The sequence below is a fragment of the Streptomyces sp. CB03238 genome, from assembly GCF_002099185.1.
GTDB lineage: Bacteria > Actinomycetota > Actinomycetes > Streptomycetales > Streptomycetaceae > Streptomyces.
Genome location: NZ_NBCN01000038.1, coordinates 1 through 17,076, shown reverse-complemented (window position 1 = coordinate 17,076; position 17,076 = coordinate 1). Strand labels below are relative to the sequence as shown.

Here is a 17,076-nt window from a genome sequence, read left to right as displayed (position 1 = left end):
CTCCTCTACGGGGGCGGCGTTCGCCCCCGGATGTCTCGGCTTGACGGTGGTCACGGTATGCGCCGACGCCACCGGTCGACCGCTGCCCACCCCGTCCGTCGGGACGGGGGGTGGGTTCAGCGGTGGCGGAGGCGCGCGGTGCGCGCCCGCCATCGCATGCCGTTGACCTGGCCGGGCTCGTCGCCGATGACGTACCGGACGCGACGCCCGTGCACGCGCCGCGCCGGGGCCCGGCAGCCGCGCGGACGGCAGCCGCGGGCGAGGCGGGCGTACGGGTCGCGGGACGCGACGGCGTCCGCCGCCGGTACGGCCAGGTACGCGCGGCTGCCGCCCATGGCGGGGGCCCGCATGCCGAGGTCGGCTCCCGGACCGGGGTACGCGCGCGTGGAACCGTCCACCGCGCCGGTGCCCGTACACGTGGTCACCGACGACACCGACGACGGCGTCGGCTCCACGGCGGTACGGGCGGCGGTCATGGGGGAGGCTCAGCCCCGTCCGTGCCGGAGGGCCGGGTGGGCGCCGGCGGCGACCAGGTCGGCCACGGCGGACTTGGGGTCGCGCCCGGTGACCAGGGACTCGCCGACGAGCACGGCGTCGGCACCGGCATTGGCGTACGCGATCAGGTCGTGCGGGCCGCGGATACCGGACTCGGCGATCTTCACGATGCCGGCGGGGATCTCGGGGCCGACCCGCTCGAAGGTGGAGCGGTCCACCTTGAGGGTCTTCAGGTTGCGCGCGTTGACACCGATGACGCGGGCGCCCGCGTCGACGGCCCGCTCGACCTCTTCCTCGTCGTGCACCTCGACCAGCGGGGTGAGGCCGATGGACTCGGCCCGCTCGATCAGCGACTCCAGGGCGGGCTGGTCCAGGGCGGCGACGATCAGCAGGGCGAGGTCGGCGCCGTACGCCCTGGCCTCCCAGAGCTGGTAGGCGGTGACGATGAAGTCCTTGCGCAGGACGGGGATGTCGACCTTGGCGCGCACCGCTTCGAGGTCGGCGAGGGAGCCGCCGAAGCGCCGCTGCTCGGTCAGTACGGAGATGACGGCGGCACCGCCCGCTTCGTAGTCCGCGGCGAGCCCTGCGGGGTCCGCGATCGCGGCGAGCGCGCCCTTGGAGGGGCTGGAGCGCTTCACCTCGCAGATGACCTTGACGCCGTCGCCACGCAGCGCCGCAGCGCCATCCTTGGCCTGGGGCGCCTTGGCCGCCCGCTCCTTGAGCTCGTCGAGGGAGACCCGCGCCTGTCGCTCTGCGAGGTCGGCGCGAACGCCTTCGATGATCTCGTCGAGCACACTCACGCGAGAGGCCCCCTTCCAGGACGGTGATGTTGGATTCAGGATCAGTCACCTTGATGGTATCCGTACCGGGGCCCAGAGTCTTCATCCGCCCGACCGCACCGCCGTGACCTGGGGTTTCACGGAGCGAGAGCGGAGCCCAACGGAAGGTTTCGGACGACGGAGAACACCGCCAGCAGGGCTCCGGCCGACCACCACCAGGCGGGCCGGAGAGTGATCCGTACGGGCAGTCCCCGGACGGCCCGCACCAGCCAGAACACGATCGCCACCGCGAAGACCACGTACCCGGCGACGGCGAACGCGTTCGCGCCGAGCGCGGTGGCCAGGTCACCGTGGATGAACGCGTGGGCGCTGCGCAGTCCGCCGCAGCCGGGGCAGAGGATCCCGGTGAAGCGCAGCAGCGGGCAGACCGGGTAGTGCCCGGGCTCGTTCGGATCGACCGCCCCTACGTACGCGAACCCCCCGGCGACCGCGGCGAGCACCCCCAGGGGCGGCGCCAGCCGCCGCACGAGTGACGACGGGACGGGGGGCGGGGGCGGCGCCGCGCCGAATCCTCCGGCCGGCCCCGTGTGCACAGGCGGGCGGCGGCCGGTGCCCGGCACCACGCGGGTCTCGTACGCGCCGGGACCGGTGCCTTGCGCCGGGGCGGGGGCGGGCCCCATGGGCGGCGCCGTGCGCGTCGCGTACGCGCTGGGACCGGTGCCCTGCGCCGGGGTGAGGGCGTCGGGATCCATGGGCGTGGGCGCGCCGGACTCCGGCGGGGCGGAGGCGGCGGGTGGGGGCGGGGGCGGCTTGGGGTCCACCGGGTGATTGTCGCCGGTCATGCGGAAAGGCGCAGCCCGGCTGGTGCCGGACCGCGCCTCGTGCCGTGGATGCGCCCGGACGGGTCAGGCGTGGACGTCCGCGCGGGCGGTCTCCGGCGTGTGGTCCTTGCGGGCGGCCTCTTCGCGCGCCCGGTCCAGCTCCGGCGACGGCTTCTGGCCGAGGCCGGCGAGCTTCATCGCGAATCCGACGACACCGCCGAGCAGGATGACGGCCGTGCCCGCCCAGAAGCCGAGCGGGTTGGCCGCCACCATGAAAGCACCGGCGACGCAGAAGCCGATGAAGGAGATGGTGACTCCGGTCCAGGCGGCCGGGGTGTGTCCGTGGTCGCTGCCCGCCATGAATTGCTCCTCGTTGCTGTTGCTCTGTGTACGGCCCCGCCGGGTGCGGACGCTCAGCGTCATTGTCCCGCACGCGCGCGTGCGGGGTGATCCGGGGGGTCACCCCGGATCAGCCGACAGGGCACCCGTCAGGCGTCGCGCGTGGGGTCCTCGCCGCGGTCCAGGGCCTTCCACAGGTCCTCGGGCCGGTCCGGGTCGGCGGGTCCGGCCGCGCGGCCGGCCTTGCGCGGCCGGGGGCCGCCGTCGCGCTCGTACCGCCCGGACATGGCGGGCCAGGTCCGGCCGTGGCGGAGGGCGAGCAGCCCGGCGAGGAGGATCAGCAGGGCACCGACGGCCGTGACGTAGGGCCAGGCGGTGTGTGTGAGGGCCTCGACCCGGGCTGCGGCGTCACCGGTGGTGGTGGCGGCCTTCTCGTCGAGCGCCGCGCTGTCGGAGGCGCCCAGGTACGCGGCGGCGGCCGCGCCCGCCCCGCTCAGGGTGAGCAGCAGCGACACGACGTACCGGCCCGCGCGGCGTACCGCGAAGACGGCGACGAGGGCCGCCAGGCCCACGATGGCGAGGGCGGTGGGTACGCCGGTGACATCACCGCCCGCGGCGTCGAGCGGCACGGTGCCGCCGCCGACGGCGACCGTGCCCTCGGCCCAGGTCTGGCCGGAGGCGAGCAGCACGACGGCCGCGCCCACGGCGCCGAGGAGGAGGGCGGCGGCGAGGCTGCGGCGGCCGCCGGAAGCGGCCGCCGTCTCGTCCGCGCGGGTGGCACGGGGCTGGGGTACGGATGCGGCACTCACGCCACCACTATCCCTTATGCCCTCATGCGCCGTTCATCCGGTTGGCGGTGTGTACGGCGCGGAGGACGGCGGCCGCCTTGTTGCGGCACTCGGTGTCCTCGGCGACCGGATCGGAGTCGGCGACGACTCCCGCGCCGGCCTGGACGTACGCCGTGCCGTCGCGCAGCAGGGCGGTACGGATGGCGATGGCGGTGTCGGAGTCGCCGGCGAAGTCCAGGTAGCCGACGCAGCCTCCGTACAGCCCGCGCCGGGTCGGCTCGAGTTCCTCGATGATCTGCATGGCGCGCGGCTTGGGGGCGCCGGAGAGGGTTCCGGCGGGGAAGCAGGCGGTCAGGACGTCGAAGGCGGTACGGCCCTCGGCGACGCGCCCGGTGACGGTCGAGACGATGTGCATGACGTGCGAGTACCGCTCGATCGACATGAAGTCGACGACCTCGACGGAGCCGGGCGCGCAGACCCGCCCCAGGTCGTTGCGGCCGAGGTCGACGAGCATCAGGTGCTCGGCGCGCTCCTTGGGGTCGGCGATGAGCTCGTCGGCGAGGGCCTGGTCCTCCTGCGGGGTGGCCCCGCGCGGGCGGGTGCCTGCGATGGGGTGGACCATCGCGTGCCCGTCCTCGACCTTGACGAGGGCTTCGGGGCTGGACCCTACGACGTCGAAACCGTCGAAGCGGAAGAGGTACATGTACGGGGACGGATTGGTGGCCCGCAGCACCCGGTAGACGTCGAGGGCGCTCGCCGTACAGGCGGTCTCGAAGCGCTGCGAGGGCACCACCTGGAAGGCCTCGCCGGCCCTGATGCGCTCCTTGATGTCCTCGACGGCCTCCTGGTAGGCCTCGCCGCCCCACAGGGCGGTGTACGGCGGGGGCTCGGAGGACGGCAGGGCGACGGGTTCCGTCCGCACCGGCTCTGCGAGGTCGGCCTCCATGGCGTCGAGGCGGGCGACGGCGTCCGCGTACGCGTCGTCGACGCCCGTGTCCAGGTCGTTGTGGTTGATGGCGTTGGCGATCAGCATCACCGTGCCGTCCCAGTGGTCCAGCACGGCGAGGTCCGAGGTGAGCAGCATGGTCAGCTCGGGCAGCCGGAGATCGTCCCGGCCGTGGTCGCCGATGCGCTCCAGGCGGCGCACGATGTCGTACCCGAGGTAGCCGACCATGCCGCCGGTGAAGGGCGGCATCCCGGAGGCGAGGTCGCGCGGTGTGTGCAGGGCGTCCACGGTGGCGCGCAGCGCCGTCAGGGGGTCGCCGTCCACGGGCACGCCGACGGGCGGGACGCCGAGCCAGTGGGCCTGACCGTCACGGGCGGTGAGCGTGGCGGCGCTGCGTACGCCGATGAACGAGTACCGCGACCAGGAGCGGCCGTTCTCGGCGGACTCCAGGAGGAAGGTGCCGGGGCGTTCGGCGGCGAGCTTGCGGTAGAGGCCGACCGGGGTGTCGCCGTCCGCGAGGAGGCGGCGGCTGACGGGGATGACGCGGCGGTCGGCCGCCAGCTTGCGGAAGGTCTCGAGATCCATGGTCGCCTACTTTCCCAGCGGCAGTACGTCGGCGTCGAAGCAGGTGCGGGCGCCGGTGTGGCAGGCGGCCCCCACCTGGTCGACCTTGACCAGGACGGTGTCGGCGTCGCAGTCGAGGGCGACCGACTTGACGTGCTGGACGTGTCCGGAGGTGTCGCCCTTGACCCAGTACTCCTGGCGGCTGCGGGACCAGTAGGTGCAGCGGCCGGTGGTGAGGGTACGGTGCAGGGCCTCGTCGTCCATCCAGCCCAGCATGAGCACCTCGCCGGTGTCGTACTGCTGGGCGATGGCCGGGACCAGCCCGTCGGGGCTGCGCTTGAGACGGGCGGCGATGGCCGGGTCAAGGTTGCTGGTCATGTCGCCATTGTGCCGTGACCACGGGGTCTTCTCCGTGGTGCGTCCACTGGGCGGACCACACCGGACGGCCGTACTCTGGCCTCCATGTCGACCCATGCCAAGCGTGAACGGCTCCTGCTCGCCGACCTCTTGGAGGCGGCGGGCCCCGATGCCCTGACCCTGTGCGAGGGGTGGAAGACCCGTGACCTGGCGGCCCATGTGGTGGTGCGCGAGCGCCGCCCGGACGCGGCGGCGGGAATACTGCTGGGTCCGCTGCGGGGGCGCCTGGAGCAGGTGCAGGCGGAGTACGCGTCCAAGCCCTACGAGGAGCTGATCCAGCTGATCCGTACGGGGCCGCCCCGGATGTCCCCGTACGCGATCAAGCAGGTCGACGAGGGCGCCAACACGGTCGAGTTCTACGTGCACACCGAGGACGTCCGCCGGGCGCAGCAGGGCTGGACGGCCCGCGACCTGGACCCGGTCTTCACGGAGGCGCTGTGGGTACGCCTGGAGAAGGCGGCCCGCATGCTGTGCCGGAAGGTCCCGGTCGGCCTGGTCCTGCGCCGCCCCAACGGCCAGACGACGGTCGCGCGCCGGGGCACGCCGGTGGTGACGGTGACGGGTGAGCCGGGCGAGCTGACGATGTTCGCGTTCGGCCGGCAGGACGCGGCGAACGTCGAGGTGGAGGGCGACAAGGACGCCGTGGAGCGACTGCACGGGACGAAGCAGCTGGGGATCTAGGGCCGGGGCGCCTCGGGCCGGGGCCGCCGCCGGCGGCGCACAGGCTGCGCTTGCGGTACGGACGGCCGCGTGCGGAACTCGCGGGCCGACCGCCGCACAGGACGCCGCTCAGCCGCGTCAGGACCCGTCCGGGAGGGCCGCCCCGACGCCCCGCCGCCACAGCGTGGTGCGGTACGCGGGCGAGGTCACGACGGCGCCCGCGCCCGCTGTCCGGCCCAGGTGCGTGCCCGGCGTACGGCGCCCGGCCGTATGCCTCCGGCAGCGGCCCAGCGGCGGACAGCGGGCCGGACACCATCCGGAGGCGTCGGCCGGAGGCGTCGGCCGGAGGCGTCGGCGGCCCGGCGGCGGACAGGGGGCCGACCGCCCCGGATTCACCGGCGGCGGGCCGGGGTGGACCGGCCGTTGTCAGTGGGGGCGGGCATCATCGGACGTACGCGGCTCGTGCGCAGCCGGGCAGGAGGATCACGATGATCAGGATCGCGATGACCAGCGTGTACGTCGACGACGAGGAGAAGGCCCACGCCTTCTACACGGACGTGCTCGGCTTCGAGACCCGGACGAACCTCGATCTGGGTGAGGCGCGCTTCATCACGGTGGCCGCCCCCGGCCAGGACGTGGAGCTGTTGCTGGAGCCCGGGGACAGCCCGGTGGCGGAGGAGTACCGCAAGGGGCTGCGGGAGGCCGGGCTGCCGTGCATCGTCCTCGGGGTGGACGACCTGGGGGCCGAGCACGAGCGGCTGAGCGGGCTGGGCGTGAGGTTCACCCAGCCGCCCACGGGGCAGGGGCCGGTGCTGACGGCCGTGCTGGACGACACCGTCGGCAACCTCATACAGCTCGCCCAGCCGCTCGGCTGAGGCTCCCGGGGGGCGTCAGCGGACCGGGTGGCCCGCTTCGCGCAGGGTGGCCTTCACCTCGGAGATCCGCAGGTCGCCGAAGTGGAAGACCGACGCCGCCAGCACCGCGTCCGCGCCCGCGTCGATCGCGGGCGGGAAGTGCGCGAGCTTGCCCGCGCCGCCGGAGGCGATCACCGGGACGGTGACGTGCTTGCGGACGGCCGCGATCATCTCGGTGTCGTAGCCGTCCTTGGTGCCGTCCGCGTCCATCGAGTTGAGCAGGATCTCCCCCGCCCCCAGCTCGGCGGCCCGGTGGGCCCATTCGACGGCGTCGATGCCGGTGCCGCGGCGGCCGCCGTGCGTGGTCACCTCGAAGCCCGAGGGCGTGCCCGAGTCGGTGCGACGGGCGTCCACCGACAGGACCAGCACCTGGCGGCCGAAGCGCTCGGCGATCTCCTGGATCAGCTCCGGCCGGGCGATGGCCGCCGTGTTGACGCCGACCTTGTCCGCGCCGGCGCGCAGCAGCTTGTCGACGTCGTCGGCGCTGCGCACGCCGCCGCCGACGGTCAGCGGGATGAAGACCTGCTCGGCGGTGCGGCGCACCACGTCGTAGGTGGTCTCCCGGTCACCGGACGACGCGGTGATGTCGAGGAAGGTGAGCTCGTCGGCGCCCTCGGCGTCGTACAGCTTGGCCATCTCGACGGGGTCGCCCGCGTCGCGCAGGTTCTGGAAGTTGACGCCCTTGACGACCCGGCCGTTGTCCACGTCCAGGCAGGGGATCACTCGGACCGCGAGGGTCATGACGCGGCACCTCCTCGGTTCGTGTCGGCCCGGTTCGTCTCGGCCCGGTACGCCTCGACCTCCACCTCGACGACCAGGCTGGGGTCGACGAAGCCCTCGACGATGATCATCGACGCGGCGGGGCGGACGGCGTCGAACAGCTCCTTGTGGGCGCGGCCGACCTCCTCCACGTCCCGGGCGTGGGTGATGTACATGCGGGTGCGGACCACGTCCGCCGCGCCGAGGCCGAGCTGCTCCAGCGCGGCGAAGGCCACGTTGAAGGCGTTGACGGCCTGCTCGTAGGGCCCCCCGCCGGCGATCTGCCCATCGACGATGGAGGTGCAGCCGGACACCAGGACCAGGCCGTTGGGGAGCTCCACCGCGCGGGAGTAGCCGAACTGCTCCTCCCAGGGCGCGCCGGTCACGACCTTTCGTACGGAGTCGGTCATTCGGCCACCGCCGCGAGCGCTTCCTCCAGGGTGAACGCCTTGGCGTACAGCGCCTTGCCGACGATCGCGCCCTCGACGCCGAGCGGGACGAGCTCCGACAGAGCCCGCAGGTCGTCCAGCGACGAGACGCCGCCGGAGGCGACGACCGGCTTGTCGGTGGCCGCGCAGACGTTGCGCAGCAGCTCCAGGTTGGGGCCCTGGAGGGTGCCGTCCTTGGCGATGTCGGTGACCACGTAGCGGGCGCAGCCCTCGGAGTCGAGGCGGGCCAGCGTCTCGTACAGGTCGCCGCCGTCGCGGGTCCAGCCGCGGCCGCGCAGCGTCGTGCCGCGTACGTCCAGGCCGACCGCGATCTTGTCGCCGTGCTCGGCGATGACCTTGGCGACCCACTCGGGCGTCTCCAGGGCGGCGGTGCCCAGGTTGACGCGGGTGCAGCCGGTGGCGAGCGCGGCCGCGAGCGACGCGTCGTCCCGGATGCCGCCGGACAGCTCCACCTTGATGTCCATGGCCTTCGCGACCTCGGCGATCAGCTCCCGGTTGTCTCCGGTGCCGAACGCGGCGTCGAGGTCGACGAGATGCAGCCACTCGGCGCCCGCGCGCTGCCAGGCGAGGGCCGCCTCCAGCGGAGAGCCGTAGGACGTCTCCGTACCGGACTCGCCATGGACGAGCCGTACGGCCTGGCCGTCCCGGACGTCGACGGCGGGGAGGAGTTCGAGCTTGCTCATCTCAGCGGGTCCTAGATTCTCAAGGGGGACGGTCAGAAGGTGTTGAGCCAGTTGGTCAGCAGCTGGGCGCCGGTGTCGCCGGACTTCTCGGGGTGGAACTGGGTCGCCCACAGCGCCCCGTTCTCGACGGCCGCCACGAACCGCTCGCCGTGCGTGGACCAGGTGACCTTGGGCGCGCGCATCGCGGGGTTGGTGATCTCCAGGCTCCAGTCGTGCACGGCGTAGGAGTGCACGAAGTAGAACCGGGCGTCGGCGTCGAGGCCGGCGAACAGCTCGCTGTCCTCCGGGGCCTCGACGGTGTTCCAGCCCATGTGGGGGACGACCGGGGCCTTCAGCGGCCCGACCGTGCCGGGCCACTCGTCCAGGCCCTCGGTCTCCACGCCGTGCTCGATGCCGCGCCCGAAGAGGATCTGCATGCCGACGCAGATGCCCATGACGGGACGGCCGCCGGACAGCCTGCGCTCCACGATCCAGTCGCCGCGGGCCTCCTTCAGGCCCGTCATGCAGGCGGAGAAGGCGCCGACGCCGGGGACGAGGAGCCCGTCGGCGTTCATGGCCCTGTCGTAGTCGCGGGTGATCTCGACGTCGGCGCCGACGTGGGCGAGGGCCCGCTCGGCGGAGCGGACATTGCCGAATCCGTAGTCGAAGACCACGACCTTCTTCGCAGTGCTCATGCCACTCATTCCCAGATTCCCTGAAGCCGCAGGACGCCCGCCGCCAGGCACATCACCGAGGCGATGGTCAGCAGGACGATGAGCCCCTTGGGCATCTTCTGCTTGCTGAAGGAGTACACGCCTCCCGCCAGGAAGAGGCCGACGACGATCAGGATGGTCGAAAGACCTGTCACAGCGCGCCCTTCGTGGAGGGCAGGATCCCGGCCGCGCGCGGGTCGCGCTCCGAGGCGTACCGCAGGGCGCGGGCGAGGGCCTTGAACTGGCACTCCACGATGTGGTGGGCGTTGCGCCCGTACGGGACGTGGACGTGCAGCGCGATCTGGGCCTGGGCGACGAACGACTCCAGGATGTGCCGGGTCATCGTCGTGTCGTAGGAGCCGATCATCGGCGCCATGTTCTCCGGCTCGGTGTGCACCAGGTAGGGGCGGCCGGAGAGGTCGACGGTGACCTGGGCGAGGGACTCGTCCAGCGGCACGGTGCAGTTGCCGAACCGGTAGATGCCGACCTTGTCACCGAGCGCCTGCTTGAAGGCGGCGCCGAGCGCGAGGGCGGTGTCCTCGATGGTGTGGTGGGAGTCGATGTGCAGGTCGCCGTCGGTCTTGACCGTGAGGTCGAACAGTCCGTGGCGGCCGAGCTGGTCGAGCATGTGGTCGTAGAAGCCGACGCCGGTCGACACGTCGACCTTTCCGGTGCCGTCGAGGTCTATCTCGACGACGACGGACGTCTCCTTGGTGGTGCGCTCGACCCGTCCTACGCGGCTCATGAGCTCTGCTCCTTCTTCAGTGCGCGAACCGCATCCAGGAACGCGTCGTTCTCTTGCGGTGTGCCGGCGGTGACCCGCAGCCAGCCCGGTACGCCGTTGTCACGGACCAGGACGCCCCGGTCGAGGATCTGCTGCCAGACGGCGTGAGCGCCGCCCTCGCCGGTGAAGCGTCCGAACTGGACGAAGTTGGCGTCGGACTCGGTCACCTCGTAGCCGATGGCGCGCAGCTCGGCGACCAGCCGGTCCCGCTCGGTCTTCAGCTGCTCGACGTACCCCAGCAGCGTATCGGTGTGCTCCAGGGCGGCGAGCGCGGTGGCCTGGGTGACGGCCGACAGGTGGTACGGCAGGCGTACGAGCTGCACGGCGTCGACCACGGCCGGGTGCGCGGCCAGGTAGCCGAGGCGCAGTCCGGCGGCGCCGAACGCCTTGGACATGGTCCGGGAGACCACCAGGTTGGGGCGGCCCTCGATGAGGGGCAGCAAGGACGGGCGGTGGCTGAATTCCACGTACGCCTCGTCGACCACGACCAGGGACGGCTTGGCGGCCTGTGCGGCCTCGTACAGCGCCAGGACCGTGTCCGCCTCGACGGCGGTGCCCGTGGGGTTGTTGGGGGAGGTGATGAAGACGACGTCGGGGCGGTGCGTGGCGATGGCCGCCTTTGCGGCGTCCATGTCCAGGCTGAAGTCGTCGTTGCGCGGTCCGGAGATCCAGCCGGTGCCGGTGCCGCGCGAGATCAGGCCGTGCATCGAGTACGAGGGCTCGAAGCCGATCGCGATGCGGCCGGGTCCCGCGAAGGTCTGGAGCAGCTGCTGGATGACCTCGTTGGAGCCGTTGGCGGCCCAGACGTTGGCGAGGCCGACCTCGTACCCGGTCGTGCGGGTGAGGTAGGCGGCCAGTTCCGTGCGGAGCTCGACGGCGTCCCGGTCGGGGTAGCGGTTGAGCGTACGGGCGGCGTCCCGGACGCGCTCGGCGATCCGCTCGACGAGCGGCTCGGGCAGCGGGTACGGGTTCTCGTTGGTGTTGAGGCGTACGGGTACGTCGAGCTGCGGCGCGCCGTAGGGGGACTTGCCGCGCAGCTCGTCGCGGATGGGCAGGTCGTCGATGTTCACGTTCACTGGCCGGGCACCTTCCAGCCGAACCGGGCCTTGATCGCCGCGCCGTGCGCCGGCAGGTCCTCCGCCTCCGCGAGGGTCACCACGTGGTGGGCCACCTCGGCGAGCGCGTCGCGCGTGTAGTCCACGATGTGGATGCCGCGCAGGAACGACTGCACGGACAGGCCCGAGGAGTGGCAGGCGCAGCCGCCGGTGGGCAGGACGTGGTTGGAGCCCGCGCAGTAGTCGCCGAGCGAGACCGGCGCCCACGGGCCGACGAAGATCGCGCCCGCGTTGCGTACGCGCTGGGCGACGGCGGTGGCGTCGGCGGTCTGGATCTCCAGGTGCTCGGCGCCGTACGCGTCGACGACCCGCAGGCCCTCCTCCAGGCCGTCGACCAGCACGATCGCGGACTGCTTGCCGCGCAGCGCGGGCACGATCCGGTCCTCGATGTGGCGGGTGGCGGCGACCTGCGGCTCCAGCTCCTTCTCGACGGCCTCGGCGAGGTCGACGGAGTCGGTGACCAGGACGGCGGCGGCGAGCGGGTCGTGCTCGGCCTGGCTGATCAGGTCGGCGGCGATGTGGACCGGGTCGGCGGTGTCGTCGGCGAGGACGGCGATCTCGGTCGGGCCGGCCTCGGTGTCGATGCCGATCCGGCCGGTGAAGTACCGCTTGGCGGCGGCGACCCAGATGTTGCCGGGGCCGGTGACCATGTTGGCGGGGGCGCAGGACTCGGTGCCGTACGCGAACATGGCGACGGCCTGGGCGCCTCCGGCCGCGTACACCTCGTCGACGCCGAGGAGGGCGCAGGCGGCGAGGATCGTGGGGTGCGGCAGCCCCCCGTGCTCCTTCTGCGGCGGGGAGGCGAGGGCGATCGACTCGACGCCCGCCTCCTGCGCCGGTACGGCGTTCATGATCACGGACGAGGGGTAGACGGAGCGGCCGCCCGGCGCGTACAGACCGACGCGCTGGACCGGGACCCACTTCTCGGTGACCGTGCCGCCGGGCACCACCTGGGTGGTGTGCTCGCTACGGCGCTGCTCGCGGTGGACGATCCTGGCGCGCCGGATCGACTCCTCCAGGGCGGCGCGGACGGCCGGGTCGAGCTCCTCCAGCGCGCGCGTGAGCGCGGCGGCCGGAACCCGCACCTGGTCCAGGACCACACCGTCGAACTTCTCCGCGTAGTCGATCAGCGCCGCGTCTCCCCGATGGTGCACGGCCTCGCAGATCGGCCGCACCTTCTCCAGGGCGGCTTCCACGTCGAACTCGGCACGGGGCAGCAGGTCGCGCAGAGCGCCGCCCTTCGGGAGGGCGTCGCCGCGCAGATCGATTCGTGAGATCACAGGTCAATTCTCGCAGACGGTTTCCCGGGGCCGGACGTCCGTATCACTGGCTGATACACGTCACGAGCGGCCGGGATTGTCACACCTGACCGTTAGCGTTCAGTCCGTCACACAGCGGGAAGAACTGCAGTACGAAACAGGGGAAGCGGAGGGGGCGGCAGTGACCGAGCCGCACGACGACGACGTACCGGACGACCTGACCCCGTCCGAGGTGGGGATGTGGCAGGCGTTCCGGATCGGCGCCACCTATGACCTGAGCGCGGGCAACGCGATGCTGGACGATCCCTTCTCGCCGCGCGTCTGGCCGCCGGAGCGGTGCGTGCGGGCGGACAAGGTGGCGTTACTGCTGCTGGACGGGCCGCCCGCGCTGGCCGGGCGGGTCTCGGCGCTGAAGCTGCGCGGGGTGCAGATCACCGGGACGCTGGATCTGGCGGGCGGCACGGTCGGTCCGTACGTGGAGCTGCACGGCTGCCGGTTCGAGAACGAGGTGGTGCTGCCGGAGTCGCGGTTCACCACCCTGCGGATGGTCAAGTGCGCGATACCGCGGCTGGAGGCGGCGCGGCTGCACACGGAGGGTGATCTGCACCTGCCGCGCTGCCGGATCGACCACGGCATGCGGCTGACGGACGCCCAGATAGGCACCGACCTGCTGATCAGCCAGATCCATGTGGGGCCGGACCGGCGCGGCCGGGCGATCGTCGCCGACGGCATGTCGGTGGCGCAGGACCTGACGGCGGAGCTGATCGAGACGCACGGCGAGTTCTCGCTGCGCGGCGCGAAGGTCGGCGTCTCCCTGAGTCTGCGCGGCAGCCGGCTGCGGGGCGCGGAGGGCCGCCGGGCGCTGAACGCGCCGCAGCTGACCGTGGAGCGGACGCTGTACATGACGTACGCGTGGGTCAGCGACCGGACGGGGAACGCGGCGGGCGCGACGCCGCCCGGCGGGCTGGCCAACTTCAACACGCCGATGCGCGGCACACGTGTGCAGCCGTTCGAGTGCCGGGGCGGGGTGCGGCTGGACGACGGCCGGTTCGGGGACGCGGTGGACTTCCACCACGCGCGGTTCCTGCTGTCGTCGGAGCGGCGGGAGGAGCTGTCGCTGCGCCGGATCGTCACCCCTGAGCTGCGTTTCAACGGCGAGCGCCCGGAGGAGGGCCGGGTGGTGCTCAACGGCGCGAAGGTGGTGACGCTGATCGACCTGTCGACCAGCTGGCCGGGGCCCGGCGGGCTGGCGATGGGCGGGTTCGTGTACGAGAACCTCGTGCCGTACGGGCACTTCCCGCTCACCCGCCGCCTGGAGTGGGTGGCGGCGGCGACCCCGGAGTTCGCCCCGGAGCCGTACGAGCGGCTGGCGACCGTGCTGCGCAACAGCGGCGAGGACGCGGACGCGCGGGAGGTGCTGCTGGCCAAGCAGCGCCGGCGGCGCGAGACGCTGCCGCTGGCGGCGAAGATGTGGGGCTACATCCAGGACTGGACGGTGGCGTACGGCTACCGGCCGGGCCGGGCCGCGCTGTGGATGGCGGTGCTGTGGGCCGCGGGGACGCTGGCCTTCTCGCGGTGTGATCCGCCGGCGATCAAGCCGGGCGAGCATCCGCACTGGAACGCGGCCCTGTACGCGCTGGATCTGCTGCTGCCGGTGATCAATCTCGGCCAGGACGGGTACTGGCGGCTGGGAGGCATATGGCAGTGGGCGTCGACCGCGCTGATCCTGCTGGGCTGGATCCTCGCCACTACGGTCGCGGCGGGTGCCTCACGCCTCCTCCGGCGCAGCTGACACACCCGTACACCGCTTTCTTTACGTTCTCTTGGTATTCGTCCGTGCAACCATTCCGCCGCTACCAAAGCTTCACAGCAGCCCTCTGGCGCGGCTCCGACCTGCGGTTTTCAATGGTCCGCACCATGTCATTGCTCCGTGCACTGCTCAGCACCGCGCGTGCGGTCCGGCAGACTCCGCAGCTCGCCGACGGGCTGCCGCCGGACCATGCGGTGCTGCTCGACGCGCCGGACGAGCGGCTGGCACCTGCGCTGGTCGCCGCCGCCCTCGGGGACCCCGAACCGGCCGCGAAGCTGCTGGCCGCGACGCGCGGGGCCGCCGAGTGGGAGAGCCGTGACCGGTACGTCACGCGGCTGGCCGCCTTCGCGCACAGCCGGGACGCGTGGCTGACGGGCTGGCTGGCGGACGCGCCGCGCGACCCGGACGCGCTGCTGGTCAAGGCGGAGGTCGCGGTCCGCAAGGCGTGGGAGTCCCCGGCGCGGGCCGAGCGGCTGCGCGAGCTCGGGCCGCTGATCGACGCGGCGGCCGAGGCCGCGCCGCGCGATCCGGTGCCGTGGCGGCTGGCGCTGGACCACGCGCGGGGCACGCACGCCACGCACACCGCCTTCGAGACGCTGTGGGAGCAGGCGGTGTGCCGCGCCGCGCACCACTACGGATGCCATGTGGCCGCGCTGAAGTACCTGTCGACGCAACGGCGCGGCTCGCACCGCGAGTGCTTCGACTTCTGCTTCGACTTCGCCGAGCAGGCCGCGACCGACGCGCTGCCCGGGTCGCTGATAAGGGCGCTGCCGGTGCGGGCGGCGTTCGCCCGGCTGACGGCGGGCGGTGACGCCGGCTCCGTACCGGAGGACCGCATGGACGCGGCGGCGGACCTGGCGATCGAACTGTCCGGGCGGTACGCGGTGGCCGACCCGTGGCCGGCCGAGGTGCGCAACGTGCTGGTGTACGTGCTGGTGGGCCGGGCGCGGTGGGCGGCGGCGCTGGACCAGTTCCGGCTGATCGGCCCGTACGCGACGTCGTTTCCGTGGTCGTGGGGAAGCGACGATCCGCTGGGCCGGTTCCTCGACGCCCGCCACGGCGTACGCCTGGAGGTGGCCGCGAGCGTCCCGCTGCGCGGACGGGCCGGACGCGGCCGTTCGGGCGGCCATTACGCTTGACCGCTGTGACCACCGCTCGCCTGCCACTCTTCCCGCTGAACGCGGTGCTGTTCCCGGGCCTCGTGCTGCCCCTGAACGTCTTCGAGGAGCGCTATCGCGCCATGATGCGCGAGCTGCTGAAGACCGACGAGTCGGAGCCGCGCCGCTTCGCCGTCGTGGCGATCCGCGACGGGCGTGAGGTCGCGCCCACCGCGCCCGGGATGCCCGACCAGACCGCGCTGCCGGAGAAGGGCCCCGCCGCGGGCTTCGGACCGGACCCGATCCAGGCGTTCCACCGGGTCGGGTGCATCGCCGACGCGGCGACGATCCGGGAGCGGGAGAACGGCAGCTTCGAGGTGCTGGCGACCGGGACGACACGGGTCAAACTGCTGTCGGTCGACGCGAGCGGACCGTTCCTGACGGCGGAGCTGGAGGAGCTGGAGGAGGAGCAGGGCGACGGGGCGGGCGCGCTCGCCGAGGGGGTCCTGCGGGCGTTCCGCGCCTACCAGAAGCGGCTGGCGGGAGCGCGCGAGCGGTCCATGACGGCGAGTCAGGAACTGCCGGACGAGCCGTCGGTCGTCTCCTACCTGGTGGCCGCGGCGGCGGTGCTCGACACCCCGGCCAAGCAGCGGCTCCTCCAGGCACCGGACACGGCGACGCGGCTGCGCGAGGAGCTGCACCTGCTGCGCGCGGAGACGGCGGTGCTGCGGCACCTGCCGTCGTTGCCGGCGGTGGACCTGACCCGTGCGCCGACGAGCCCCAACTGACGCGAGGAGCACGAGACGTTGGCGAAGAAGCCCAAGAAGCAGGCGAACGGTACCCCGGCGACGGTGGCGCTCACCGCCGTGGGCACACCCTTCACGGTGCACGCGTACGACCACGATCCCGCGTCCCCCTCGTACGGCGAGGAGGCCGCCGAGGCCCTCGGGGTCTCCCCCGACCGGGTCTTCAAGACCCTCGTCGCTGACGTCGACGGCGAGCTCACGGTCGCGGTCGTCCCGGTCGCCGGCCAGCTGGACCTGAAGGCCCTCGCGGCGGCGGTGGGCGGCAAGCGCGCGACGATGGCCGACCCGGCGGCGGCGGAACGCACGACGGGGTACGTCAGAGGCGGCATCTCCCCGCTGGGCCAGCGCAAGCGGCTGCGTACGGTGCTGGACGCGTCGGCGTCGGAGCACGACACGATCTGCGTCTCGGCGGGGCGCCGGGGCCTGGAGGTCGAGCTGGCCCCGTCGGACCTCGCGGCCCTGACGGACGCGGTGCTGGCGCCGATCGGCCGCGCGTAACCCCTCGACGGCGGTCCCGTCCTCGGCTACGACCGTAGGAACGCCGTCGGAAGGGACCGCCCATGTCGAAGAGGACCCGCAAACGGAAGTGGCGCATCCGTAAGCACCGCGCCAACCACGGCCGCCGCCCCGCCTGACGGGGGCTCCCACCCCCTCACCCCCGGAACGGTGAACTCAAGGCACCGCCCCGGGCCGCACCCCCGGGGCCGGGTACCAGCCCGCCCCCGAGCCCGTACCACCCCGCACCCCCGGGGCCGATACCAGCCCGCCCCCGAAGGCGGCGGCTTGGCGCCGGATACTCCCGTGGGCGCCGTTACGTTCCTGGGTGCCACCCGCGCGCCTATCTAAAGCGTGTTGCAGAAGGCTGTATTCGGGCAGGCCAGAGCGGGTTTGCGGCGGGT

General features: G+C 72.8%; 21 protein-coding genes. 6 read left to right on the top strand and 15 right to left on the bottom strand.

Annotated elements, in window-relative coordinates; translation table 11 throughout:
* Window positions 1–116: 116 nt before the first annotated feature.
* From BKD26_RS42320 to hisI, 7 genes are all read right to left on the bottom strand, one after another.
* On the bottom strand, window positions 117–335 hold the full coding sequence (locus BKD26_RS42320) for a hypothetical protein (protein ID WP_084907351.1): 219 nt from the start codon (window positions 333–335) through the stop codon (window positions 117–119).
* A gap of 150 nt (window positions 336–485) precedes the next feature.
* On the bottom strand, window positions 486–1,295 hold the full coding sequence (gene trpC, locus BKD26_RS36725) for an indole-3-glycerol phosphate synthase TrpC (protein ID WP_073752359.1): 810 nt from the start codon (window positions 1,293–1,295) through the stop codon (window positions 486–488).
* Window positions 1,296–1,411: 116 nt separating this feature from the next.
* Complete coding sequence (locus BKD26_RS36720) at window positions 1,412–1,801, bottom strand: DUF2752 domain-containing protein (protein WP_241519025.1); 390 nt, start codon at window positions 1,799–1,801, stop codon at window positions 1,412–1,414.
* 378 nt (window positions 1,802–2,179) lie between these two features.
* Window positions 2,180–2,455 (bottom strand): HGxxPAAW family protein, encoded by a 276-nt coding sequence (locus tag BKD26_RS36715; RefSeq protein WP_073752355.1) that lies wholly within the window; start codon window positions 2,453–2,455, stop codon window positions 2,180–2,182.
* 128 nt (window positions 2,456–2,583) lie between these two features.
* Window positions 2,584–3,243, bottom strand: a complete 660-nt coding sequence (locus BKD26_RS36710) for a TIGR02234 family membrane protein (protein WP_084907280.1) — start codon at window positions 3,241–3,243, stop codon at window positions 2,584–2,586.
* Window positions 3,244–3,265: 22 nt separating this feature from the next.
* Window positions 3,266–4,753: an anthranilate synthase component I gene (locus BKD26_RS36705; RefSeq protein WP_084907278.1), complete on the bottom strand. Its 1,488-nt coding sequence runs from the start codon at window positions 4,751–4,753 to the stop codon at window positions 3,266–3,268.
* Between the two features lie 6 nt (window positions 4,754–4,759).
* Window positions 4,760–5,110, bottom strand: coding sequence for a phosphoribosyl-AMP cyclohydrolase (gene hisI / locus BKD26_RS36700; RefSeq protein WP_073752349.1), 351 nt, complete (start codon window positions 5,108–5,110; stop codon window positions 4,760–4,762).
* A gap of 84 nt (window positions 5,111–5,194) precedes the next feature.
* Between hisI and BKD26_RS36695 the strand changes: the two genes are divergently transcribed.
* Window positions 5,195–5,830: a TIGR03085 family metal-binding protein gene (locus BKD26_RS36695; RefSeq protein WP_084907276.1), complete on the top strand. Its 636-nt coding sequence runs from the start codon at window positions 5,195–5,197 to the stop codon at window positions 5,828–5,830.
* 467 nt (window positions 5,831–6,297) lie between these two features.
* Complete coding sequence (locus BKD26_RS36685) at window positions 6,298–6,684, top strand: VOC family protein (RefSeq protein WP_084907272.1); 387 nt, start codon at window positions 6,298–6,300, stop codon at window positions 6,682–6,684.
* Window positions 6,685–6,699: 15 nt separating this feature from the next.
* Here the strand turns inward: BKD26_RS36685 and hisF are convergent, their stop codons facing one another.
* Genes hisF through hisD form a run of 8 tightly spaced genes read right to left on the bottom strand, consistent with a single transcriptional unit; the run spans window position 6,700 to window position 12,485 of the window.
* Window positions 6,700–7,464, bottom strand: coding sequence for an imidazole glycerol phosphate synthase subunit HisF (hisF, locus tag BKD26_RS36680; RefSeq protein ID WP_084907270.1), 765 nt, complete (start codon window positions 7,462–7,464; stop codon window positions 6,700–6,702).
* The gene (locus BKD26_RS36675) at window positions 7,461–7,892 is read right to left on the bottom strand and encodes a RidA family protein (protein ID WP_084907268.1); all 432 of its coding nucleotides are present in this window, start codon (window positions 7,890–7,892) and stop codon (window positions 7,461–7,463) included. The genes hisF and BKD26_RS36675 overlap by 4 nt, the downstream gene beginning before the upstream one ends.
* A complete protein-coding gene (gene priA / locus BKD26_RS36670) occupies window positions 7,889–8,614 on the bottom strand; it encodes a bifunctional 1-(5-phosphoribosyl)-5-((5-phosphoribosylamino)methylideneamino)imidazole-4-carboxamide isomerase/phosphoribosylanthranilate isomerase PriA (RefSeq protein ID WP_084907266.1) in 726 nt (241 codons plus the stop codon). The genes BKD26_RS36675 and priA overlap by 4 nt, the downstream gene beginning before the upstream one ends.
* Before the next feature lie 32 nt (window positions 8,615–8,646).
* Entirely contained in the window at window positions 8,647–9,288 is a 642-nt protein-coding gene (gene hisH / locus BKD26_RS36665) for an imidazole glycerol phosphate synthase subunit HisH (RefSeq protein WP_084907264.1), read from the bottom strand.
* A 5-nt stretch (window positions 9,289–9,293) separates the two neighbouring features.
* Window positions 9,294–9,461 (bottom strand): hypothetical protein, encoded by a 168-nt coding sequence (locus BKD26_RS40715; protein ID WP_179166843.1) that lies wholly within the window; start codon window positions 9,459–9,461, stop codon window positions 9,294–9,296.
* The gene (hisB, locus tag BKD26_RS36660; RefSeq protein WP_030492957.1) at window positions 9,458–10,051 is read right to left on the bottom strand and encodes an imidazoleglycerol-phosphate dehydratase HisB; all 594 of its coding nucleotides are present in this window, start codon (window positions 10,049–10,051) and stop codon (window positions 9,458–9,460) included. The genes BKD26_RS40715 and hisB overlap by 4 nt, the downstream gene beginning before the upstream one ends.
* Complete coding sequence (locus BKD26_RS36655; RefSeq protein WP_084907262.1) at window positions 10,048–11,166, bottom strand: histidinol-phosphate transaminase; 1,119 nt, start codon at window positions 11,164–11,166, stop codon at window positions 10,048–10,050. Before BKD26_RS36655 ends, hisB begins: the two co-directional genes overlap by 4 nt.
* Window positions 11,163–12,485 (bottom strand): histidinol dehydrogenase, encoded by a 1,323-nt coding sequence (gene hisD, locus BKD26_RS36650; RefSeq protein ID WP_084907260.1) that lies wholly within the window; start codon window positions 12,483–12,485, stop codon window positions 11,163–11,165. The genes BKD26_RS36655 and hisD overlap by 4 nt, the downstream gene beginning before the upstream one ends.
* 160 nt (window positions 12,486–12,645) lie before the next feature.
* Here hisD and BKD26_RS36645 point away from each other — a divergent pair, with 160 nt between their 5' ends.
* From BKD26_RS36645 to ybaK, 4 genes are all read left to right on the top strand, one after another.
* Window positions 12,646–14,256, top strand: a complete 1,611-nt coding sequence (locus BKD26_RS36645; RefSeq protein ID WP_084907258.1) for an oxidoreductase — start codon at window positions 12,646–12,648, stop codon at window positions 14,254–14,256.
* A 113-nt stretch (window positions 14,257–14,369) separates the two neighbouring features.
* A complete protein-coding gene (locus BKD26_RS36640) occupies window positions 14,370–15,413 on the top strand; it encodes a hypothetical protein (RefSeq protein ID WP_084907256.1) in 1,044 nt (347 codons plus the stop codon).
* 5 nt (window positions 15,414–15,418) lie between these two features.
* A complete protein-coding gene (locus tag BKD26_RS36635; protein WP_084907254.1) occupies window positions 15,419–16,159 on the top strand; it encodes an LON peptidase substrate-binding domain-containing protein in 741 nt (246 codons plus the stop codon).
* Between the two features lie 18 nt (window positions 16,160–16,177).
* A complete protein-coding gene (ybaK, locus tag BKD26_RS36630; RefSeq protein WP_084907252.1) occupies window positions 16,178–16,675 on the top strand; it encodes a Cys-tRNA(Pro) deacylase in 498 nt (165 codons plus the stop codon).
* Window positions 16,676–17,076: the final 401 nt, after the last annotated feature.

What these genes read in the sequence shown, in the direction of transcription:
- hisH (WP_084907264.1), bottom strand. Translation starts at nt 9,288, where the DNA reads ATGAGCACTGCGAAGAAGGTCGTGGTCTTCGACTACGGATTCGGCAAT.
- hisI (WP_073752349.1), bottom strand. Translation starts at nt 5,110, where the DNA reads ATGACCAGCAACCTTGACCCGGCCATCGCCGCCCGTCTCAAGCGCAGC.
- hisF (WP_084907270.1), bottom strand. Translation starts at nt 7,464, where the DNA reads ATGACCCTCGCGGTCCGAGTGATCCCCTGCCTGGACGTGGACAACGGC.
- BKD26_RS36685 (WP_084907272.1), top strand. Translation starts at nt 6,298, where the DNA reads ATGATCAGGATCGCGATGACCAGCGTGTACGTCGACGACGAGGAGAAG.
- priA (WP_084907266.1), bottom strand. Translation starts at nt 8,614, where the DNA reads ATGAGCAAGCTCGAACTCCTCCCCGCCGTCGACGTCCGGGACGGCCAG.
- BKD26_RS36640 (WP_084907256.1), top strand. Translation starts at nt 14,370, where the DNA reads ATGGTCCGCACCATGTCATTGCTCCGTGCACTGCTCAGCACCGCGCGT.
- BKD26_RS42320 (WP_084907351.1), bottom strand. Translation starts at nt 335, where the DNA reads ATGGGCGGCAGCCGCGCGTACCTGGCCGTACCGGCGGCGGACGCCGTC.
- hisB (WP_030492957.1), bottom strand. Translation starts at nt 10,051, where the DNA reads ATGAGCCGCGTAGGACGGGTCGAGCGCACCACCAAGGAGACGTCCGTC.
- BKD26_RS36675 (WP_084907268.1), bottom strand. Translation starts at nt 7,892, where the DNA reads ATGACCGACTCCGTACGAAAGGTCGTGACCGGCGCGCCCTGGGAGGAG.
- BKD26_RS36695 (WP_084907276.1), top strand. Translation starts at nt 5,195, where the DNA reads ATGTCGACCCATGCCAAGCGTGAACGGCTCCTGCTCGCCGACCTCTTG.
- BKD26_RS36715 (WP_073752355.1), bottom strand. Translation starts at nt 2,455, where the DNA reads ATGGCGGGCAGCGACCACGGACACACCCCGGCCGCCTGGACCGGAGTC.
- BKD26_RS36705 (WP_084907278.1), bottom strand. Translation starts at nt 4,753, where the DNA reads ATGGATCTCGAGACCTTCCGCAAGCTGGCGGCCGACCGCCGCGTCATC.